The following is a 20,591-nucleotide window of genomic DNA, read 5'->3' on the forward strand; positions in this document are numbered from 1 at the left end:
AATGATGACTAGTCATCTTTTGTTCACAATCGTGTGATCTACGATTTCCGGTGTGCCAGCGACCTATAATGGGGCACTGGTAATACCGAACCAAAGTTAAAAGGCTTTTTATGTCCCCCGCATTGCATTTGGCTAGCACTGGTCAAGAGCCGTTATCCGCAGCCATTTCACCCATTAGTGAAATCATCGACGATATCCGTGCCGGCAAAATGGTGGTTTTGGTCGATGAGGAAGACCGTGAAAACGAGGGTGACCTCGTCATGGCTGCTGAATTTGTGACCCCCGAGGCAATTAATTTTATGGTTACCCACGCGCGTGGCCTGGTTTGTCTGACGCTCACGGAAGATCGTTGCCGGCAGTTAAATCTGCCGCTGATGGCAGACAGCAATGGCGCAGCCTACGGCACGAATTTCACGGTCTCGATTGAGGCTGCTGAAGGCGTGCATACCGGTATTTCAGTGGCCGACCGAGCCCACACCATTCGGACAGCGGTTGCCAAAGATGCCAAGCCAGCCGACCTGGTGCAGCCTGGACACATCTTTCCCGTTCGTGCCGTGCCAGGCGGGGTGCTCGTGCGCGCCGGGCATACCGAGGCCGGTTGTGATCTGACTGCTCTGGCTGGGTTGACGCCAGCGGCAGTGATCTGCGAGATCTTAAAGCCCGACGGAACGATGGCTCGCCTGCCGGATTTGATCGACTATTGCAAGACCCATGGCCTGAAAATTGGCACGATTGCTGACCTGATTCAGTACCGTAGCGAGCATGAATCTGTGGTCGAACGAGTGGCGTGCAAGGATATCTCCACGCCGTGGGGGCCCTTTGCCATGACGGTGTATCGGGATACGGTTCAGGGGCGTGCCCACGTTGCCTTGTCCAAAGGCGATATCACGCCCGAGCGCGAGGTATTGGTGCGCGTTCATGAGCCGACCACAGTCATTGATTTACTGAATGCGCAGGGCTCAGGCCACTCTTGGGGGTTTGACGAAGCAATGCGGGCAATTGCTGCTGCATCCGATGCTGTGGTTGTTTTGCTGAACGTGGATGCCAGCACCGCGCACGTACTTGCTCAGGCACAGCAGCTCGGTCAGTCTGAAGATGCGACTGAAAGTAAGTCTCGGCCCAATCGCAGCATGGATTTGCGAACTTATGGCTTAGGCGCTCAAATCTTGCGCGACCTTGGCGTAGGGCAGATGCGCCTGCTTGCACGCCCTCGAAAGATGCCGAGCATGATGGCAGGTTTTGGATTAACCGTTACCGGTTACGATGAACAACCGATTGACAGAAAAACCTCACAGGAAACCAAATGAGCCCCTATACCATCTCCCCCGATCTGAATGGCGAAGGCTTGCACATTGGCATTGTTCGTGCCCGCTTTAATGAGGAAATTGGGTTGGCTGAGCTAGATGCTTGCTTGGGTGAGCTTGAGGCACTCGGGCTTGATGAACGTGACATCATGGTCGTTTCCGTACCCGGCGCTCTTGAGCTTGGTCTCACATTGGCACAGATGGCTCAAACGGGTGAATTCGATGCGCTGATTGCTTTAGGTGCAGTGATTCGAGGTGAAACTTATCACTTTGAGGTCGTTAGCAACGAGAGTGCTTCGGCCATGTCGCAGGTTGCTCTCGAATTGGGAATCCCCGTGATTAATGGTGTGCTGACTACTGAAGACGAGGCTCAAGCGCATGAGCGTGCCGCTGGCAAGGGGCGTGATTGTGCCCAGGCTGCGGTCGAGATGGCCAATTTGATGGTTGCACTCGAACCTGAGCAGTCCGACGAAGATGATGATGAGCAGGATTGATGAGCGAGACAATGACTCAACCGGCTAACGTCAAAAAATCCAACACGGGTACCAGCCCTCGCCGACGGGCTCGTGAGTTTGCCTTGCAAGCAATATACGCTTGGCTTTTGCAGTCCCAGACCGCTGATAACAAGCTAGCTGAAGTTGGTGCCATTGAGGCGCATCTTCGGGATGATGCCGAGTTTGCGAGCGCTGACCAGAAATGGTTCAACGTGCTGTGGCAAGGTGTGACTCGCGAGGCGGATGATTTGCGCGCCACATTCAAGCCGTTTGTCGATCGACCGCTTAATGAGTTATCTCCCGTGGAGCACGGGATTCTGCTTATCGGTACATTTGAGCTGACTCAGCAAATCGAAGTCCCTTATCGCGTGGCAATCAACGAGGCGGTTGAACTTGCCAAGTCATTTGGAGGCACAGATGGATTTAAATTCATCAATGGTGTGCTTGATAAAGTTGCTGCGCAGGCCCGAGGCCCGGAAGTTGCCCGCTCTGCACAACCGCGTTAACGGCTGCTCTCATGGCGCTAGGTGAGTTCTCGCTCATTGACCGCTACTTCAAAAGACTAGCCAGTCCTGCCAGCATGCCAGGTATGGTCGGGGTCGGTGATGATGCGGCCATACTGCCCATTAGCCCCGGTCACAAGCTCGTTGTCTGCAAAGATGTATTGGTAGAAGGGCGACATTTTTTTTCTGATGTGGCGCCAGACGCGCTCGGTCACAAATCGCTGGCAGTGAATCTATCGGATTTGGCGGCCATGGGTGCTAAGCCTATTGGTTGTTTGCTCGGGTTGGGTGTGCCCACTATCAATGAAACGTGGCTTGCGTCCTTTGCAGCCGGGCTAGGTGCCCTGGCTGATCGTTACCGGTGCCCATTGATTGGCGGTGACACGGTTGCAAGCGAACAGGGTATCTTCATCAGTGTTACTGCCCTGGGGACGCTGCACGAGAAGCAGCCCGGACTTTTACGTAGCGCAGCCGAGGTTGGGGATGACATATGGGTTAGCGGGCCGTTGGGTGTGCCAGACATTGCGTTACGGATTTTGTTGGGCACGCTAGCTGATCCGCAGAATCGCTTACCGGGACTGCGTGTGGGCTTAGAGCGTCCTGAGCCGCGAGTCGCGCTAGGTCAACAACTATTGGGGGTGGCAAATGCTGCCATCGATATTTCGGATGGGTTGACACAGGATCTCGGTCACGTGCTTCAAGCCAGTGGTGTTGGTGCGGTCATTGATCTCGAGCAACTGCCGGTTGACCAGCGGTTGGCTGTATTCGATCCAAGCGTTGTGCGCGATGCCGTGTTGTATGGTGGTGATGTGTATGAGCTGTGTTTTACCGTACCCGCTCAGTATCGCCCGAGAGTCATCGCTGTGGGGGAGTCCCTGGGGCTTGAGCTATTTCGTATCGGTAAGGTCCGGAGGCAGCCAGGGCTGTTTGCTCAAACCGATGGATCATTAACTGAGCTTAAACCGAAAGGTTTTGATCATTTTGCGCGGAGTGCTCGATGAGCGACCCGATCTCCGTGAGCCAGCGTCATCGAGTGGATTGGCCAAGTTTGAAATGGGTGTTCGCACGAGCCCATCGCGCATTAGCTTTCGGCTTTGGTAGCGGATTGATCAGACCTGGCTCAGGTACCTGGGGTAGCGTTCTTGGTTTGGGCCTGTGGTGGCCACTGAACAGTGTGCTGTCCGCTAGCGTGCTGGCCTTGTTTGTGTTGTTAGCTGCACTGGCTGGTATCTGGATTTGCCAGCGTACCGTTGATGAGCTTGGTGTACCTGATCATGTGGGCATTGTATGGGATGAGATTGTGGCAGTTTGGATTGTGCTTTGGGCGCTGCCACCAGTGCTGTGGATTGCGCTAGTAGGATTTGTGTTGTTTCGGGTATTTGACGTGGCAAAGCCTTGGCCCATTCGTACGCTTGACGCGAGTGTGGCCGGGGGTTTGGGTGTGATGCTCGATGATCTGGTAGCCGCTCTTTATGCAGTTGTACTCGGATGGGCCATTTGGTGGTTTTGGGGCTACTTTGGAGCTTTGGGTTAAGGAGGTGCCATGCAGGTCAATAATGAGGGAGAGCATCTCGCAGCAAAAGCGCTGGGCGACTACTTGATTCAGAACAACGGACGGGTGGTGACTGCAGAGTCTTGCACGGGTGGTTTGATTGGCGGTGCTTTGACGTCCGTGGCTGGCAGCAGTAAGTGGTTTGACCGCGGTTGGATCACCTACACCAATACGGCCAAGCATGAGCAGCTCGGCGTATCGAAAGAGACATTGAGGGAGTTTGGTGCCGTCAGTGAACCTGTGGCCAGGCAGATGGCGGTTGGCGCTCTTGCAATGGCATCTGAAGCGACTTTGGCTTTGTCTGTAACGGGCATCGCAGGCCCTGGCGGCGGTACGCCGGACAAGCCTGTCGGCTTAGTCTGGTTTGGGCTGGCGCGGCGCACCGAGGATGATGTGGTCGTCAGTTCAATCCATCAAGTATTTCCGGGCAATCGACAGGCAGTACGTGAGGCAACCGTCAATTTCGCGTTGATGCATGCGCTGCAGTGGATTGATCAACGGATCTAACTTTTATTTCGCGCGCGAGCTGTTGATGGCATCGCGAGTTTGGCGAGCAGCCTGCGCCGCTTTGTGTTGCCAGTCTTCATCGCGACTGGCGTATAAAATCGCCCTTGATGAATTAATCATCATGCCGGTGCCCATCGGGTTGCAGCCGGCATCGCAGGTGGCTTGAATGTCTCCGCCTTGAGCCCCGATTCCCGGCACAAGCAGCGGCATATCTGCACCCACGCAGGCTCGGACCTGCCTTAATTCGTCGGGAAATGTCGCTCCAACGACCAAGCCGCACTGACCGTTTTGATTCCATTGTGTGGCAACCAGTGTCGCGACATGCAAATAAAGCGCGCGACCATTAACTTGCAGTGCTTGTAGGTCTGAGCCACCCGGATTCGATGTGCGACATAAGACAATGACGCCTTTGTCCTTACGATCAAGATAGGGTTGTGCCGAGTCCATGCCCATGTAGGGATTGATGGTCACGGCATCGGCCTGGTACCTATCGAATGCCTCGCGTGCATAGTGTTCAGCCGTGCTACCAATATCACCGCGTTTGGCGTCAAGCATCAGTACAAGATTTGGGTATTCGGTGCGAATGTACTCGCAGGTTTGTTTCAGGATGTCTTCTGCTCCAAGCGATGCAAAATAGGCAACCTGAGGCTTGAAGCCGCACACATACGGAGCAGTTGCGTCTACGATTCCTTTGCAAAACTGCCAGAGGGCGTCATGGCTGCTGCGGATTGGGTGAGGCAGCTTGTCCATATCAGGGTCAAGGCCCACCATGAGTAGCGAATTCTGTGAATGCCAGGCTTGGTTCAGTTTTTGTGTAAATGTCATGAATGAACTATTCGAATAACAATCAGGCTTGCCCACACCAAAAATGCGGTGGTGAAGGCAACGAATACAGCCGCACTACCTAAGTCCTTGGCGCGACCGAGTAACGGATGTGATTCTAACGAAACTGCATCGGCTAGTGCCTCAATGGCTGAGTTTAGAAGTTCGACGATCAGCACCATCAGAACAACACCGATGAGCAAAATCACTTCGCCCGGATTGCGCCCGAGCCAGAACGCGCAGGGTGCGAGAACGACAGCAAGCACCAATTCCTGACGAAACGCTGCTTCGTAGCGCACCGCGGCTTTTAAACCTTTGTAGGAATAACCGATAGCAGCAGCGATTCGTGAGATACCGCCTTTGCTTTTGAAGGGAGATGGATGGTCAGACACGTTCTAGCCGTCGTGTGAAGTGAGGAAATTTGGTAGCCTCGTGAAGTTCCCACTTGGATAACTACCCGTTGTCGTGTTTTAACACTCTATTGTTTAAAGTGTGCAGCACACACGGTCTTAACCATTGCTAAAAGCGAGTGATATTGACATGCCCATTCTGACTATCAAAATCCCCTCGGGCCACAGCCAAGAACAGAAAGCCGCGCTGCTCAAGGGCTTGACCGATGCGGTGCTTAAAAGCCTTAATGCGCCTTTGCCTTCGATTCGTATCAGCATTGATGAGGTTCCTGCGCAGAACACGATGGTGGCTGGTGTGCTCGGCCAGCCCAATGCATTAGTGCATGCGGCACTGATTGCGGGGCGTACCGAGCAGCTCAAGGCCGCATTGATTGCTGAGATCGCGCAAGCGGTTGAGCGATCGATTGGATTGTCGGCTGAACATACGCGAGTATTGATTCAGGACTATCCAACCACCGACATGGGCGTGGCTGGAGGGATTTCGGCTAAAGCTGCAGGCCGTTGATCAATATCCATGCAGCGTTAACGAGAGGACAAATATGACTGAAGCTGTTTTGTTGGAAACCATCGATCCCCAGGGTGTGATGACACTGACCCTGAACCACGAGCCGACCCGCAACGCGCTGACCGGCACTGGCTTAACCGAGGCATTGTTAGATGCGTTTGCACGCATCGAACGTAATCGTGACATTAAGGTACTGATCCTGACTGCCAAAGGGAAAGTTTTTTCTTCAGGTGGCAAGATTGACGAGATGGCTCGCCAGATTCAACCCGAAGTCTCATCTGCGGCTTTGCGTCAAGAGTACCGGCACGGCATTCAACGTTTGCCGCTCGCGCTACATCATTTAGAGATCCCCACCATTGCTGCGGTTAACGGCATGGCCATTGGCGCTGGTTGTGACTTGGCGTGCATGTGTGACATCCGGATTGCATCGGAAAAAGCGTCTTTTGCAGAGAGTTTTGTGAAGGTAGGGATTATTCCGGGTGATGGTGGAGCCTGGTTCTTGCCAAGAATCATTGGCATGGCTCGCGCAGTGGAAATGTCCCTGACCGGTGAGTCTATCGATGCGCAAACGGCGCTTGATTGGGGTTTGGTATCGCGCGTGGTGCCCGATGAGCAGTTGTTACCCACTGCGACTGAACTCGCTCATAAGATGACCGGCAACTCCCCGGATATCATTCGTTTGACCAAACGTTTGCTCAGGGAAGGGCAACAGGCGTCACTGGCGAATCTGTTGGAGTTGTCCGCTGCTTATCAGGCCATCGCTCACAAGACCCCCGAGCATGCTGCGATTGTTCAAGACTTTATGGCCCGCAAAGCGCAAAAGAAAACATAAGCTAATTAAATCAATGTCTTATGATGCCCTTCACCTAAAAAGTGGAGGGTTTTTTTTCTTGGGGCTTGAAACTCAAAAATTCATCCTTATAATTAGCACTCGTCGAAGGTGAGTGCTAACAGATTGCTGTAGCGATAGCCTTCCAGTTACCAATCCTAAATCTAATTTTGTAACAGGAGTGTTTCATGGCCCTGCGTCCCCTGCACGATCGTGTGATCGTCAAACGCCTGGACAACGAGCGCAAGACAGCGTCAGGCATCGTAATTCCGGATAGCGCAGCAGAAAAGCCCGATCAGGGTGAAGTGCTTGCCGTTGGTCCTGGCAAAAAAGGCGATGATGGCAAGTCTCAGCCACTCGACGTCAAAGTCGGCGACAAAGTTCTGTTTGGCAAATATGCCGGTCAGAGCGTCAAAGTTGACGGTGAGGAAGTACTCGTCATCCGCGAAGACGAGATTCTCGCTGTCATCAGCTAACCCGAACTGAATTCAAGAGGTATATCTCATGGCTGCAAAGCAAGTTTATTTTGGTGATGACGCCCGCTCGAAGATCGTGCGCGGTGTCAACGTTCTGGCCAATGCTGTTAAGGCAACACTCGGCCCCAAGGGTCGTAATGTAGTGCTCGAGCGTTCATTTGGTGCGCCGACCGTCACTAAGGACGGTGTCTCGGTTGCCAAGGAGATCGAACTAAAAGACAAGTTCGAAAACATCGGCGCTCAGTTGGTCAAGGAAGTGGCCTCGAAAACTTCCGATTCGGCCGGTGATGGCACGACGACTGCTACCGTGCTAGCCCAAGCGATCGTGGTTGAAGGCTTGAAGTATGTCGCTGCCGGTATCAATCCAATGGACCTCAAGCGCGGCATCGACAAGGCGGTGGCAGCAGCTGTTGAAGAGCTGCGCAACCTCTCCAAGCCATGCACGACCAGCAAAGAAATTGCTCAAGTTGGGTCGATTTCAGCTAACAGTGACACCTCGATTGGCGAGATCATCGCCAACGCGATGGATAAGGTGGGCAAGGAAGGTGTGATTACCGTTGAAGACGGCAAGTCCCTCGAGAACGAGCTTGACGTGGTTGAAGGTATGCAGTTTGACCGTGGCTATCTGTCGCCTTACTTCATCAACAATCCCGAGAAGCAGGTTTCTGCGCTCGAGGATCCATACATCCTGATCTTTGACAAGAAGATCAGCAACATCCGCGATCTGTTGCCCGTACTTGAGCAGGTTGCCAAGTCGAGCCGTCCGCTGCTGATCATCGCAGAAGACGTTGAAGGCGAAGCGCTTGCTACGTTGGTGGTTAACAACATCCGCGGTATCCTGAAGACCACGGCTGTCAAAGCGCCTGGCTTCGGTGACCGTCGTAAAGCAATGCTCGAAGACATCGCCATTTTGACTGGTGGCACCGTGATCTCTGAAGAGACTGGTCTGTCGCTCGAGAAAGCCACGTTGGCTGAGCTCGGCCAAGCCAAGCGCATTGAAGTTGCGAAAGAGAACACCACCATCATTGATGGCGCAGGTGATCCCAAGTCAATCGAAGCACGTGTGAAGCAAATTCGCACTCAGATTGACGAAGCAACCTCTGATTACGACCGCGAGAAGCTGCAAGAGCGTGTTGCCAAGCTGGCTGGTGGTGTGGCTGTGATTCGTGTTGGTGCAGCGACCGAAGTCGAGATGAAAGAGAAGAAGGCTCGTGTTGAGGACGCGCTGCATGCTACGCGTGCTGCTGTTGAAGAAGGCATCGTGCCTGGTGGTGGTGTCGCTCTGTTGCGTGCCCGTGCCGCCGTTGAAAAAGTCAAAGGCTCTAACGCTGATCAGGAAGCCGGTGTTCGTTTGGTCCTGCGTGCAGTTGAAGAGCCGCTGCGCACAATCGTTGCCAACGCTGGCGACGAACCCAGTGTCGTGGTTAACCGAGTCGTTGATGGCAAAGGCAACTTTGGCTTTAACGCTGCTAGCGGCGAGTATGGTGATCTTGTTGAGCAAGGCGTGCTGGACCCAACCAAGGTGACTCGTACTGCGCTACAAAATGCTGCATCGGTTGCTAGCTTGTTGTTGACGACTGAAGTCGCAGTTTGCGAGGTCGCTGAAGATAAGCCTGCACCAGCCATGCCCGGTGGTGACATGGGTGGTATGGGCGGCATGGGTGGTATGGGCTTCTAAGTCCTTGTTGTCTCCCCTGTCTGAACCCCGGTGGCGAAACCCACTGGGGTTTTTTTTTACAATTTGCAAATCGGCGTCATGCCATCACAACAAAAATAGCAGGGGATAACATGCAAGCAGACTGGGTATGGCTCTGGGTGCCCGTGACAATTCTGGCGGCAGCTTTGCAAACGGGTCGCAATGCCATCCAGCGAGGTCTGACTGAGGAGCTCGGTACGATTGGCGCTACGCAGGTTCGCTTTGTGTTCGGCCTACCTTTTGCATGCCTATTCTTTGGTGTGGCATGGGTGTTTGGTGATATTGCTTGGCCAAGCCTCACTTGGTCGTTTCTGGCGTTTGTCTTGTTGGGGGCGATTGCGCAGATAGCAGCAACCGCGTTGATGCTGGCGGCAATGCAGATGCGCGACTTTGTCGTTGTGACGGTATGGACCAAGACCGAGCCAGTTCAAATCGCATTGTTTGGCCTCATCGTGCTTGGTGAGGTGTTGCGTTTGGACACCTTGTTGGCCATTTGTCTGGCAACGTTTGGGGTTGTCTGGATGGCTTGGCGACCACTGGGATCTGCTAATGGACAGACGGTATCAGCACGTCCCATCCTGCTTGGATTGGCTGCTGCAGCCGGGTTTGCCGTAGCGGCGGTTGGGTTCCGGGGCGCGATCTTGGCGCTGCCAGAAGGAAACTTCTTGGTGCGCGCATCATGGACGCTTGTTTGCGGTCTGATTATTCAGGCATCGATTTTGTTGGCATGGTTGATGTGGCGATCCCCTGAGGTTTGGCACAGATGTATCGGCGCTTGGAGAATATCGATCTGGGGTGGTTTTTTAGGTGCAGCGGCCTCACAGGCCTGGTTCATTGGTTTTGCTTTGACCACTGCAGCCAACGTTCGTACGCTGGCTTTGGTTGAGGTATTTTTTGCGCAGATCGTTTCACGCAAGCTGTTCCAAGGCCACACGACGACCCAGGAAAAAATCGGGATGATATTGATTGTCGCCGGTGTGGGTTGGTTGTTGTGGCTTCAGGCCTGAAGGCGCTTAGAGCAACTTTAAACGCTCTTGCGCCGATTGGGCTGCAGCCGTATTGGGATAGTTTTTGACTATTTTTTCCAGGGTGGCTTTCGCTGCGGTACGTTGATTAAGCTCGAACTCACTACCGGCAATGACAAGCAGTGCGTCCGGTGCTCGGGGGTGATCAGGAAATTTGCCAGCCATGGTGTTGAGCACCGAGATTGCACCCCGATAGTTTTTGTTGGCGTAGTTGGCACTACCCAAGTAGAACTGGGCAGTGGGTGCCAATACGCTTTCTGGATAAAGCGTCAGAAACGCCGATAACGACTCAGCCGAGCCCTTAAAGTCACCTTTGCGGTACAAATCCATTGCGCCATCGAAGGCAGCCTGCTCCTTGCTGTCTTTGGCCTGTTCTGGTTGTTCATTAGAGCCCGAGCCTAGAGCAGCGCGTGGCCCACCCATTTCTTCAATCTGGGCGCGCAATCGGGTCAGCTCTTGTTCGAGCATATCGATGCGGTTGGCGAGCTGTAAACTCGCACGTTGACTCGTTTCTGTCAACGTGCGTAGCTCTTGACGCAACTCTAGTATCGCTTGCCGAGCTTCACTGTCTGTAAATGCATGGCTGACAGGGGTAACTGCAGCCAAGCAAGACGTGACGGCAACAGCAAAAGAAATTCGAGTCAAATGCATCGTATATGCCTCTTTGGTTTATCGCAGGTAAACGATGTCTGCGCGTCGGTTCTCAGCGTAATCAGCTTCGGTGTCACCTAGTGCCTTGGGCTTTTCCTTACCAAAGCTGATGGTCTCAATCTGGGTCTCGCGTGCCCCGATCAGCGTCATCATGCTACTGACCGCTTGCGCACGCCGTTGTCCGAGTGCCAGGTTGTATTCAGCACCACCACGCGCATCCGTATTGCCTTCGATCAGTATTTTTTGTTGTGGATTGGCAGCCAAGTAGCGAGCATGGGTCTCAACCAATGGCCGGTATTGATCGCCTACGGAGTAGCTGTCAAATTCGAAATACACCGAACGATCGGTGGCCAGCACACTGCTTGGGTTAAATGGATCCATCACGCCCGCTGCAGATGCCCCGCCTGCGCCACCACTTCCACCGGCTGCGCCGGCTGCTGGATCATCTAGCGACACGGAACTACAAGCAGCCAAGGCTAGGGCAAGGCCGACAACTGAAAGTGACTTGGCAAGGCGCGATTTCATGAGCTTTTCCTTTTGGGAAGTGCGTTAAACAGTGTTGGTTAGTGCCTACTGCGATTGACCGTATGGCCCCCAGGTTGGTTCCCGGATCTCTCCGTTTAAAACGGATAGTGTCTGACGCATGCGACCATCACTTGAAACACCAGCCAACATGTTACGCCCTCCTTGCTTGGCTGCATATAGGACTTGTTTACCATTTGGTGCAAAACTAGGAGATTGATCGTCCGGTCCTTGCGTTAGCAACGTTTCGTTACCGGTGGCCAAGTCAATCAGTGCAATCCGGAACTGACCATCACGACGAGTGACCACTAGCAAACTTTGACCGTCTGGAGAGATGCGAGGGGTGATGTTGTAGTTGCCGTTAAATGTGATGCGTCGGGCTTCGCCACCGGTGACAGGAACCTGGTAAATCTGTGGGCTACCAGAGCGATCGCTGGTAAAGAAAATCGATTGACCATCCGGGCTGAACACGGGCTCGGTATCGATCAGCGGAGAGCGAGTTAGACGCCTCAAGTTTGAGCCATCCGCTGAATTGACCAGGTAGATTTGAGACAGCCCGTCACGTGTGAGCACCACAGCGAGGGTTTGTCCATCGGGTGACCAAGCAGGCGCAGAGTTATTGCCCTTGAAGTTGGCGACCGGTACGCGTTTGCTGGTGGCTAATTCATGGACATAGACAACTGGTTTACCTGATTCGAAACTCACATAAGCCAATTTACTGCCATCTGGAGACCAGGCGGGCGAGATAATCGGCTCACGAGAACGCAATGCAATTTGAGGGTTTTGTCCGTCGGCATCTGCAATCTGTAGTTCGTAGGTATTGCCCTGCTTTAATACGTAGGCGATACGAGTCGCGAACACGCCCCGAATCCCGGTGATTTTTTCGTAGATGCGATCGGCAATCTGGTGGGCAATACGCCGCAATTCACGGTCGCTGCCATCAAATGCCACGCCATCAAGCTGTTGTTGGTTGATGGTATCGGCGAGCCGATACTTGACCTCGTATTGGCCTTCAGCGGTTTTGGTGACTGTGCCATAGGCGACATAGTCAGCACCACGAGTTCGCCACTCTGCATAGGCAATGGGTGAATCGATGGTTAGCTGAGCGCCTGTGGTGTTAATCAGACGAAATTGGCCCGAGCGTGTCAGGTCAGCACGAATGACTTCTGCGATGAGTCGACCTGCTGGATCGCCACTGAAGTCGGCGATAGCAACCGGAAACTGTTGTGCACCTGTCCCAGAGATATCAACCCGCAACTGCGCCTGACTGTTGAAGGGCAAGAATGCCAGTGAAGCAAGTAACGCCAGGGCTGAAGCCAAGCGGTAGAAAACAGATCGTGACATGAAGGTGGCCTCCGGTCGGTTTTAGTCATACATACGATAGTTCACATCAATATATGACGGATAGCGGCCTGATGGCGGCTTTGGAAAAGGTGAGCATCGGCGAATGCCATTGTCAACAGCCCGGTCAAATGCCGTATTACCGGAGCTACGTCTCAAACTCGTCGACGACACAGTACCATCGGATTTTAACTGCACGCGGAACTGAGCTGTAGGGTTGACGTTGCCAGACTGAACCGGTGTGGGGAATGATACGTTTGGCTGTATGCAAGCGCGGATCTGCCCCGCATAACCAGCATCTGCACCGCCACCTTGTTGATTTCTGCTTGCCGTGCCACCCGCAATCCCTGTCGCACCCATGATGTCGTTGCGAAACGCGTCGCGTAGCGCTTTCTCGCGTGCTGCCGCTTCTGCTTTGGCTTTACGCTCTGCCTCAGCCTTACGAGCAGCTTCTTCTCGTGCTTTGCGCTCGGCCTCGGCTTTTCTGGCCGCCTCCTCTTTGGCTTTACGTTCTGCTTCGGCTCGTTTTTCTGCCTGCTCACGAGCTTGGCGCTCGGCCCGTTCTTTGGCGAGCCTTTCAGCCTCAAGTTTTGCTTGCTGCTCGCGCTCTTGAGCAGCACGTCGTTCAGCCGCTTCGCGTTCAAGGCGTTCCTGCTCAAGTTTGGCTTGACGCTCGGCTTGTTCCTTTGCCTTGCGTTCAGCCTCTTCTTTTGCGCGTTGTTCAGCGGCAAGCTTGGCCTGCCGCGCTTGTTCTTCACGTCGCTCGCGTTCAGTCTCCTCGCGCGCCAAGCGCTGCGCCTCCAGACGTGCCTGCTCGGCGCGTTCCCGTTCTTTGGCTTGCTCCAGCGCAATCTCAGCCTCACGAGCGGCAATGTCAGGCTCTGGTGGTGGTGGCGGTGGCTCAGGTTGCTGTTCAGGGGTAGGAGCCGGCTCAGGCGCCGGTTCGGGTTGTGGCTCGGGCGGTGGCTCCGGCCGTGGTTCGGGTTGTGGTTCAGGCTGAGGCTCGGGAGCCCGTGCAACCTCGGTGGTATTGCCTTCGGTCCACAGCTCGACCTGAAGCGGGCCTGGACTTTCAAGTTGCCATTTGAGACCTGCCAATAACAGCACCGCGATGGTCAAATGAACCGCAATAGACGAACCGACAGCTCGCCAGCCTCCTTGGCCGAGTGCTGCTTGCCAGATCGATTTTTTACTTCGACGCGGTGGGGGCATTAACTTCCAGTAGCAGGTGTCGTATCAACCGGTTTATCACCCTGTTGCTGATCCACCAATAACCCCAGCCGGTCTATGCCGTTAGACCGCAGTCTGTCCATTAATTCGACCACGGTTTCGTACGGCACTTTGCCATGGGCTGCGATTAGAACCGGTTGGTCCGGCTCTCTGATTTCAAGAATGGTTTGAGCAACAGCATCTCGCGGAACTGGCTGAAACTCTCCGCCAGGTTCACGCTTTCGCCATGATAACTCGCCATCCTGAGCAATTTGAATTTCCAGAGGCACTAAAGGGACACTTGAGGCGCGTCCAACTGAGGGCAATTCAATGACACCGGGCGTGATCATTGGTGCAGTCACCATGAAAATCACCAGCAAAACCAGCATCACGTCGATGTACGGCACAACGTTCATTTCGTTTTTGAGTCGATGCCCGCCTCGCGCGCGGGAGGATCGCAAGGCGCTCATGCGTTTGACTGTCTCTGCAGGATGTTAAGAAATTCATCGACGAAAGTCTCAAAATGAATCGCCAGACGATCAATGTCGTTGGTGTAGCGGTTGTACGCGACTACCGCCGGTATGGCAGCAAACAAGCCAATCGCCGTGGCGATCAACGCTTCTGCGATACCGGGCGCGACAGCAGCAAGGGTGGCTTGTTCAGCACCAGCCAACCCCAGAAACGAATGCATGATCCCCCAAACGGTACCAAGCAGACCGATATAAGGGCTAACGGATCCGGCCGAAGCAAGAAACCCCAGGTTGGTTTCCAGATCATCGATTTCACGTTGGAAGGCGGCACGCATAGCCCTACGCGCCCCATCTACTGCATTGGTGGTGCGGTGAGCTTTGATGAACTCGGTCATGCCCGCATCGAAGATTCGAGCCAACGCACCGTGCTCGCTGCGACGTTTAGTGACAGTCTGGTGTAGTGAAGCGAGATCGCCGCCCGACCAAAAATCATCTTCGAAGTTTTGGGTTTGGGCTTGAGCTCTTTTGAGGGCAGAGCGCTTGGAAAAAATAAATGTCCATGACACGACAGAGATCAAAACCAGCAAGAGCATGATGATCTGGACAGGCAGGGTTGCCTGCAGGATCAGGGTAGTGATCGACATGTCTATTGGGGTGCCTGGCTGCATACGTTATCTCTTGTCCAAGTTCAGGATTCTGTTTAGCAAGGTTTCAGGCAGTGCTGCCGGTTTGAGGCAACTCAGTCTGACACACCCTACGCGTATCTCACCGTGCGCAATAACATGGTTTGCAAGTACAACACGCTGAGCGAAGTTTAACGAAGCACGGCCAGCTTGTGTGACAGTTGTTTGCACGATGAGATGATCATCGAGCCTCGCCGGCGCGCAATATTTGATGTCAAGTCCAGCGACCACAAATCCAATATCGCTTTCTTGTGCCAGTTTTTGTTGTTCCACACCGAGCTCACGTAGCCACTCAGTACGTGCTCTTTCCATAAATTTCAAATAGTTAGCGTAGAACACCACTCCTCCGGCGTCGGTGTCTTCGTAATAGACGCGTACCGGCCAGTGGTGTGCTTGATCCCAAGCTATTGCAGCTTTCATGACAGGCATTATTATGTGACTCGACTACTCAGTTTGGCTGCTACTCTGGCCACCACATCCGGCAAATCCACGAGTTCAGCGTTGCTCTCGCGCCTTCCAAGCACCTCCACTTGTCCGTTGGCCAACCCACGATCGCCCACGGTGATTCGAATCGGAACGCCGATGAGCTCCCATTCGGCAAACATGACGCCAGGACGCAAATCACGATCGTCCAGGATTACGTCAACACCTTGAGATTTCAGTTCTTCGTATAGCTTCGTCGCTGTCTCACGAACCGCATCGCTTTTGCCCCAGCCTAAACCGCAAACGGCGACTTCGAACGGTGCGATCGCTCTGGGCCAGATGATGCCGCGCTCATCGTGGTTTTGTTCGATCGCTGCACCAACGATGCGAGTGACTCCGATGCCATAGCAACCCATTTCCATGAATGCGGGTTTGCCAGTCTCGTCGAGATAGGTAGCCTTGAGTGCTTCTGAGTATTTTGTGCCGAGGTAAAACACGTGGCCAACTTCGATACCTCGTTGGATATTCAATACGCCTTTGCCATCCGGGGTCGGGTCACCGGCAACCACGTTTCGGATATCGGCCACCAGCAAGGGCTCAGGCAGATCACGACCCCAGTTCACGCCTTGTAAGTGGTAAGGCGCTTCGTTGGCGCCACAGACGAAATCATTCATGTTTGCGACTGTCAAATCGGCAATGACCTTAACGCGATCATCTAGTCCGACTGGTCCAAGATATCCGGGTGGCGATCCAAAATGTTCTTTGATCTCATCCTCGGTTGCGAATCTGAACCCTTCCTCAAAGCCAGCTAACTTGCCAACCTTGATCTCGTTTAGATCATGGTCTCCACGCAGTAACAACAACCAGATTTGTGGGTCGCTGTCGGCCGGTTCGGTTGCCAACACGATTGATTTGACAGTGCGGCTCAGATCAATTGAAAGCAGGTTTTTGACCTCTTCACACGTCGCCGCACCCGGTGTGTGTACTTTGCACAGATCTTGGCCGGCTGCTGCTCGCTTCTCAATCAGACAGGGTGCGGCCGCTAGTTCAATATTGGCTGCATAGTCGGTGCGTGGATCGTAAACGATTAGATCCTCTCCGATGTCTGCAATGACCTGAAACTCGTGGCTTGAAGATCCCCCAATGGAGCCCGTATCTGCGGCCACAGCCCTGAAATTCAGTCCCAGGCGAGTAAAAATCTTGTGGTACGCATCAAACATTGCCTGATAGCTCTGCATGGCACCATCTACGTCTCGATCAAAAGAATATGCGTCTTTCATGGTGAACTCACGGCCACGCATGACGCCAAATCTTGGACGACGTTCGTCACGGAACTTTGTCTGAATATGATAGAAATTCACTGGCAGTTGACGCCAGCTTTTTATTTCGTTTCGCGCGATGTCAGTAATGACTTCTTCGGATGTTGGCTGCAGTATGAAGTCGCGCCCATGGCGATCTTTGATCCGTAAAAGTTCTGGCCCATATTTTTCCCAGCGCCCAGACTCCTGCCAGAGTTCAGCAGGTTGCACCACGGGCATCAGCAGTTCGAGTGCCCCAGCGGCGTTCATTTCCTCGCGGATGATGTTCTCGATCTTGCGTATGGTGCGCAGGCCAAGCGGCATGTAGTTGTAGATGCCACCAGCGAGTTTACGGATCATGCCAGCGCGGATCATGAGTTGATGACTGGCGATTTCCGCGTCGTTAGGTGCTTCTTTAATGGTGCTGATGTGAAAGGCAGAGGCTCGCATGGGGGGTATAGGGGTTATTTGGTAGGGTGAATCGGAAACACTTCGTATAATCTAAACCAATTGTATTGAATTCAACGGGTGCGGCGATGCTGGATAGGGAGGGTTACCGCCCCAATGTCGGCATTATCCTGGTCAACCAAAAAAACCAGGTGTTCTGGGGCAAGCGGGTTAGGGAACATGCATGGCAGTTTCCGCAGGGCGGAATAAAGCACGGTGAAAGCCCAGTGCAGGCTATGTTTCGTGAGTTGCATGAGGAGGTCGGGTTAAAGCCTGAGCACGTCCGTATTCTAGGGCGTACACGTGACTGGCTGCGATACGACGTGCCGGATCATTTCATTCGTCGTGAGTCTCGCGGACATTATCGTGGCCAAAAGCAGATATGGTTTCTGTTGCGCCTGGTCGGGCGAGATTGTGATGTCAGTTTGCGCGCCACGTCCCACCCCGAATTCGATGCTTGGCGCTGGTGTCACTACTGGGTGTCTCTTGATTCAGTGATCGAATTCAAGCGCGAGGTATACCAGCAGGCGCTGCACGAGTTATCACCCCTATTATTTCGCCCGCGTGGCAATCGCGTCCGTGGCAGGACGCGACGAGCCAGCGGTATTGATATTGAGTTAACGCAGTCTTTTGATCAGGCTTGAAGTATCCCAGCGGTTGCCGCCTAGCTTCTGCACGTCAGCGTAGAACTGATCAACTAATGCGGTCACGGGTACTCGTGCACCGTTGCGGCGGGCTTCATCCATCACCAGGCTGAGGTCTTTGCGCATCCAGTCAACTGCGAACCCGAAGTCAAATTTGTCATCCACCATGGTGGTGCCGCGATTGTCCATTTGCCAGCTCTGCGCGGCGCCCTTGTTAATGACGTCTAACACCAGCTTCATGTCCAGTCCCGCAGCTTGACCAAATGCGATCCCTTCAGATAATCCCTGCACCAAGCCAGCGATGCAGATCTGGTTAACCATCTTGGCGAGCTGGCCTGCACCCGTGTCGCCCACAAGTGTGACTGCCTTTGAATAGTGCATGGCCAGCGGCTTGATGTGATTGAAGGTATTGGTCTCACCCCCGCACATCACTGTCAGCGCGCCATTGACAGCCCCGGCCTGGCCGCCCGAGACGGGCGCGTCAATAAAGCCTAGCTGATGTTGTTTGGCGACCTCGGCCAGTTCACGTGCAACATTTGCCGATGCGGTCGTGTGATCGACAAATACGCTGCCGGCGCTCATCCCCGCGAAGGCGCCGTCATCACCAAGCACAACGCTTCTAAGGTCATCATCGTTGCCAACACAACAAAAAACAATGGCTGCGCCATTGGCAGCCTCGCGGGGTGTTGTCGCATATTTGCCACCAAATTCCGCCACCCAGGCTTTGGCTTTAGCTTCAGTGCGGTTGTACACAGTGACCTGATGACCTGCCTTGGCTAGATGTCCGGCCATGGGTAGTCCCATCACGCCAAGGCCAAGAAAGGCGATCTTTTGCGGGGCGAGCTGCTCGTACTCGCGTGCTTGAATGCTGGAAGTGCTCATGATGTCGTCCTCAAAAAATATGGTGGCTTGAATTAGGTCGTGGATCAAGTGTACAAAAACAAATCTCACGGGTATCCCAATTTGATTTACGATTGCGACATGCTTGAAGAACTTGACCTCCTTGCCAAACGAATCCAGAGACTCGTGTCTCGAGTGCAAACCTTGTCTGCTGAAGCGGACGATTTGCGCCGTCAGTTGCAATCTGTTTCGGCAGAGCGTGATGAGCTCACTCAGAAGTTACAAGTTGAGCAATCTCAGCAAGTCGAATTAAAGGAGTCGCTTGGTTCGGCTCAGACAGCGGTCCAACAGACCAAAGCCCAGGCTCAGCAAGAGCGCGCGGCATTGCAGGGAACACTCGACTTGTTTCGGCAGGAGAATGAGGCGATGCAATCCTCGTTAAAAACCCGTGAGCAAGAGGTTCATCGTTTGCGCGAAGTTACCCAACAGGCTCGTCAGCGCATAGATGGCGTGCTTGAAAAATTACCGGGTGCCTTGTCTCAGGAGGCCAGTTAATGGAAACGGTAAAAGCCAATATTCTTGGGCGAGACTACTCGCTGGCTTGTCCGCCTGAAGAGAAAGCCACACTCGAGGCTGCCGTGATGCACGTCGGCCAGCTCGCTGGCCGTATTCAAGGGTCAGGAAAAGTAAGCGGCAACGAGAAGATTGCCGTAATGGCTGCGATCCAAATCGCAGCCGAATTGCTTGTTGTCAAATCACCAGAAGGACCTCTCGGTAGTTTGTCTGTTGGTGATTTCAAGCGTAAGATTGAGGACATTAACGCAATGCTTGACACGGCCGATGCGCCGTAGCGTTGCTAACGGGTTGTCCCTGCGGTGTTCGTGACTTGACCATATAGTCTCTGAACCGATGCTTTTGGCATTTAGGTCGCTGGTTAGTCAGGTGGGAATGCACGTCTCTAGTCAGATGAGCTCGAAGCCCGTCACGAGGCGACCGACCTTGAACCTAGGGTTCGAGATGCCGGTCTGGACGGCATTCGCGGGGCTTTTATTTGTTGTTTGATTTGATGATTGCTGTCCTGTCGGCTTTGCTCGAAGACCAGTAAAGCCAAGCACCTGCCAGCACCATGGGTATACAAAGCCATTGGCCCATGCTCAGGTTTGCCCATAACAACCCTAAGAAAGCGTCTGGCTCACGACCAAATTCCGCCATAAAGCGTAAGACCCCATATCCCATTAGAAAGAGTGCACTGACTTGCCCGGTCATGCGGGGCTTGCTGGCAAACCACCACACAATCAAAAATAACAGCAGCCCTTCAAGTGCAAATTGGTAGAGTTGGGAGGGGTGGCGCGCTATGCCATCTTGCGCACCGGGAAACACCATTGCCCAAGGAAGGTCGGTGGGTCTGCCCCACAGCTCGCCATTAATGAAGTTGCCTAATCTGCCGGCTGCTAGCCCGAGTGGTACGAGCGGTGCAACCAAGTCACCGAGCTCTAAAAAACTGTATTGTTTGCGCTTGGCGAAAAGCCAAAGGCTGATCACAACACCCAGCAATCCGCCATGAAACGACATGCCACCTTGCCACAAAAACAAAATCTCCAGTGGATGTTGGAGATAGTAGCCAGGTTGGTAAAAAAGTGTGTAGCCCAGTCGCCCGCCAAGGATTGCACCTAACATGGCCAAAAATAGCATGTCCTCGAAATCGACTAGCGACACGCGCGTCAGTCCCTGCTTGACGCGCCATCGCCCTAGCAGCCATGCGCTGCTGAAGCCAACCAGGTACATCAGACCATACCAGTGCACGGCAAGCGGCCCGATTTCAAACGCGACGGGATCAATTTGGGGATAAGCCAGCATGAAATAGGTGTTTTGTGCAAAGATGTTTCATAATAACCGCTGAAATTTTCAGGTTCGTTTTAATTATTTGCCGGAAGCAGACA

26 protein-coding genes and 1 other RNA gene are annotated in these 20,591 nt (G+C 53.6%); 15 read left to right on the forward strand and 12 right to left on the reverse strand.

All coding sequences use genetic code 11. The features are described from left to right. Positions 1 to 110 precede the first annotated feature (110 nt). Genes ribBA through DHf2319_RS02435 form a run of 6 tightly spaced genes read left to right on the forward strand, consistent with a single transcriptional unit; the run spans position 111 to position 4,360 of the window. Complete coding sequence (gene ribBA, locus DHf2319_RS02410; RefSeq protein WP_243479213.1) at positions 111 to 1,307, forward strand: bifunctional 3,4-dihydroxy-2-butanone-4-phosphate synthase/GTP cyclohydrolase II; 1,197 nt, start codon at positions 111 to 113, stop codon at positions 1,305 to 1,307. Continuing rightward, complete coding sequence (ribH, locus tag DHf2319_RS02415) at positions 1,304 to 1,798, forward strand: 6,7-dimethyl-8-ribityllumazine synthase (protein WP_243479214.1); 495 nt, start codon at positions 1,304 to 1,306, stop codon at positions 1,796 to 1,798. Before ribBA ends, ribH begins: the two co-directional genes overlap by 4 nt. Before the next feature lie 11 nt (positions 1,799 to 1,809). Continuing rightward, positions 1,810 to 2,304 (forward strand): transcription antitermination factor NusB, encoded by a 495-nt coding sequence (nusB, locus tag DHf2319_RS02420; RefSeq protein ID WP_243479215.1) that lies wholly within the window; start codon positions 1,810 to 1,812, stop codon positions 2,302 to 2,304. An 11-nt stretch (positions 2,305 to 2,315) separates the two neighbouring features. After that, the gene (gene thiL / locus DHf2319_RS02425) at positions 2,316 to 3,302 is read left to right on the forward strand and encodes a thiamine-phosphate kinase (RefSeq protein ID WP_243479216.1); all 987 of its coding nucleotides are present in this window, start codon (positions 2,316 to 2,318) and stop codon (positions 3,300 to 3,302) included. After that, a complete protein-coding gene (locus DHf2319_RS02430) occupies positions 3,299 to 3,835 on the forward strand; it encodes a phosphatidylglycerophosphatase A family protein (protein ID WP_243479217.1) in 537 nt (178 codons plus the stop codon). The genes thiL and DHf2319_RS02430 overlap by 4 nt, the downstream gene beginning before the upstream one ends. A 9-nt stretch (positions 3,836 to 3,844) precedes the next feature. After that, positions 3,845 to 4,360 carry a CinA family protein gene (locus DHf2319_RS02435; protein ID WP_243479218.1) on the forward strand — a complete coding sequence of 172 codons (516 nt, stop codon included), beginning with the start codon at positions 3,845 to 3,847 and terminating at the stop codon, positions 4,358 to 4,360. A gap of 3 nt (positions 4,361 to 4,363) precedes the next feature. On the opposite strand, the gene pyrF is transcribed toward DHf2319_RS02435, so the two are convergent. Continuing rightward, the gene (gene pyrF, locus DHf2319_RS02440; RefSeq protein ID WP_243479219.1) at positions 4,364 to 5,185 is read right to left on the reverse strand and encodes an orotidine-5'-phosphate decarboxylase; all 822 of its coding nucleotides are present in this window, start codon (positions 5,183 to 5,185) and stop codon (positions 4,364 to 4,366) included. Further along, positions 5,182 to 5,574 (reverse strand): diacylglycerol kinase, encoded by a 393-nt coding sequence (locus DHf2319_RS02445; protein ID WP_243479220.1) that lies wholly within the window; start codon positions 5,572 to 5,574, stop codon positions 5,182 to 5,184. The genes pyrF and DHf2319_RS02445 overlap by 4 nt, the downstream gene beginning before the upstream one ends. A 148-nt stretch (positions 5,575 to 5,722) precedes the next feature. Here DHf2319_RS02445 and DHf2319_RS02450 point away from each other — a divergent pair, with 148 nt between their 5' ends. The 5 genes from DHf2319_RS02450 (at position 5,723) to DHf2319_RS02470 (ending at position 10,105) form a co-directional block, all read left to right on the forward strand. After that, entirely contained in the window at positions 5,723 to 6,097 is a 375-nt protein-coding gene (locus DHf2319_RS02450) for a tautomerase family protein (RefSeq protein ID WP_243479221.1), read from the forward strand. Positions 6,098 to 6,131: 34 nt separating this feature from the next. Beyond that, entirely contained in the window at positions 6,132 to 6,929 is a 798-nt protein-coding gene (locus DHf2319_RS02455) for a crotonase/enoyl-CoA hydratase family protein (protein WP_243479222.1), read from the forward strand. A gap of 185 nt (positions 6,930 to 7,114) precedes the next feature. Then, positions 7,115 to 7,402: a co-chaperone GroES gene (locus DHf2319_RS02460; RefSeq protein WP_243479223.1), complete on the forward strand. Its 288-nt coding sequence runs from the start codon at positions 7,115 to 7,117 to the stop codon at positions 7,400 to 7,402. 28 nt (positions 7,403 to 7,430) lie between these two features. Then, positions 7,431 to 9,080: a chaperonin GroEL gene (gene groL, locus DHf2319_RS02465; protein WP_243479224.1), complete on the forward strand. Its 1,650-nt coding sequence runs from the start codon at positions 7,431 to 7,433 to the stop codon at positions 9,078 to 9,080. A 110-nt stretch (positions 9,081 to 9,190) separates the two neighbouring features. Then, on the forward strand, positions 9,191 to 10,105 hold the full coding sequence (locus DHf2319_RS02470; protein WP_243479225.1) for an EamA family transporter: 915 nt from the start codon (positions 9,191 to 9,193) through the stop codon (positions 10,103 to 10,105). Between the two features lie 6 nt (positions 10,106 to 10,111). On the opposite strand, the gene ybgF is transcribed toward DHf2319_RS02470, so the two are convergent. Genes ybgF through DHf2319_RS02510 form a run of 8 tightly spaced genes read right to left on the reverse strand, consistent with a single transcriptional unit; the run spans position 10,112 to position 17,170 of the window. After that, positions 10,112 to 10,774 (reverse strand): tol-pal system protein YbgF, encoded by a 663-nt coding sequence (ybgF, locus tag DHf2319_RS02475; protein WP_243479226.1) that lies wholly within the window; start codon positions 10,772 to 10,774, stop codon positions 10,112 to 10,114. Between the two features lie 18 nt (positions 10,775 to 10,792). Further along, a complete protein-coding gene (gene pal / locus DHf2319_RS02480; RefSeq protein WP_243479227.1) occupies positions 10,793 to 11,299 on the reverse strand; it encodes a peptidoglycan-associated lipoprotein Pal in 507 nt (168 codons plus the stop codon). A gap of 45 nt (positions 11,300 to 11,344) precedes the next feature. Further along, on the reverse strand, positions 11,345 to 12,640 hold the full coding sequence (gene tolB / locus DHf2319_RS02485) for a Tol-Pal system beta propeller repeat protein TolB (RefSeq protein ID WP_243479228.1): 1,296 nt from the start codon (positions 12,638 to 12,640) through the stop codon (positions 11,345 to 11,347). 21 nt (positions 12,641 to 12,661) lie between these two features. Continuing rightward, complete coding sequence (tolA, locus tag DHf2319_RS02490) at positions 12,662 to 13,849, reverse strand: cell envelope integrity protein TolA (protein WP_243479229.1); 1,188 nt, start codon at positions 13,847 to 13,849, stop codon at positions 12,662 to 12,664. Beyond that, positions 13,849 to 14,316, reverse strand: a complete 468-nt coding sequence (locus DHf2319_RS02495; protein WP_243479230.1) for an ExbD/TolR family protein — start codon at positions 14,314 to 14,316, stop codon at positions 13,849 to 13,851. Before DHf2319_RS02495 ends, tolA begins: the two co-directional genes overlap by 1 nt. Continuing rightward, positions 14,313 to 14,984, reverse strand: a complete 672-nt coding sequence (gene tolQ / locus DHf2319_RS02500) for a protein TolQ (RefSeq protein ID WP_243479231.1) — start codon at positions 14,982 to 14,984, stop codon at positions 14,313 to 14,315. Before tolQ ends, DHf2319_RS02495 begins: the two co-directional genes overlap by 4 nt. Positions 14,985 to 14,987: 3 nt before the next feature. Continuing rightward, positions 14,988 to 15,419: a tol-pal system-associated acyl-CoA thioesterase gene (ybgC, locus tag DHf2319_RS02505; protein WP_243479232.1), complete on the reverse strand. Its 432-nt coding sequence runs from the start codon at positions 15,417 to 15,419 to the stop codon at positions 14,988 to 14,990. A gap of 11 nt (positions 15,420 to 15,430) precedes the next feature. Beyond that, positions 15,431 to 17,170: a proline--tRNA ligase gene (locus DHf2319_RS02510; RefSeq protein WP_243479233.1), complete on the reverse strand. Its 1,740-nt coding sequence runs from the start codon at positions 17,168 to 17,170 to the stop codon at positions 15,431 to 15,433. Positions 17,171 to 17,256: 86 nt separating this feature from the next. Between DHf2319_RS02510 and DHf2319_RS02515 the strand changes: the two genes are divergently transcribed. Beyond that, positions 17,257 to 17,811: an RNA pyrophosphohydrolase gene (locus DHf2319_RS02515; protein WP_369810210.1), complete on the forward strand. Its 555-nt coding sequence runs from the start codon at positions 17,257 to 17,259 to the stop codon at positions 17,809 to 17,811. On the opposite strand, the gene DHf2319_RS02520 is transcribed toward DHf2319_RS02515, so the two are convergent. Further along, a complete protein-coding gene (locus tag DHf2319_RS02520; protein ID WP_243479234.1) occupies positions 17,785 to 18,693 on the reverse strand; it encodes an NAD(P)-dependent oxidoreductase in 909 nt (302 codons plus the stop codon). The genes DHf2319_RS02515 and DHf2319_RS02520 overlap by 27 nt on opposite strands. 99 nt (positions 18,694 to 18,792) lie before the next feature. On the opposite strand from DHf2319_RS02520, the gene DHf2319_RS02525 reads away from it, so the two are divergent. The 3 genes from DHf2319_RS02525 (at position 18,793) to ssrS (ending at position 19,700) form a co-directional block, all read left to right on the forward strand. After that, positions 18,793 to 19,206 (forward strand): hypothetical protein, encoded by a 414-nt coding sequence (locus DHf2319_RS02525; RefSeq protein ID WP_243479235.1) that lies wholly within the window; start codon positions 18,793 to 18,795, stop codon positions 19,204 to 19,206. Further along, positions 19,206 to 19,502 (forward strand): cell division protein ZapA, encoded by a 297-nt coding sequence (locus tag DHf2319_RS02530; protein WP_243479236.1) that lies wholly within the window; start codon positions 19,206 to 19,208, stop codon positions 19,500 to 19,502. Before DHf2319_RS02525 ends, DHf2319_RS02530 begins: the two co-directional genes overlap by 1 nt. A 13-nt stretch (positions 19,503 to 19,515) precedes the next feature. Then, a non-coding RNA gene (gene ssrS / locus DHf2319_RS02535) (6S RNA) lies at positions 19,516 to 19,700 on the forward strand. Here ssrS and lgt read toward each other — a convergent pair. Further along, positions 19,699 to 20,508: a prolipoprotein diacylglyceryl transferase gene (gene lgt / locus DHf2319_RS02540; RefSeq protein WP_243479237.1), complete on the reverse strand. Its 810-nt coding sequence runs from the start codon at positions 20,506 to 20,508 to the stop codon at positions 19,699 to 19,701. The genes ssrS and lgt overlap by 2 nt on opposite strands. Positions 20,509 to 20,591 lie beyond the last annotated feature (83 nt).

This window comes from Orrella daihaiensis (genome assembly GCF_022811525.1).
GTDB lineage: Bacteria > Pseudomonadota > Gammaproteobacteria > Burkholderiales > Burkholderiaceae_B > Algicoccus > Algicoccus daihaiensis.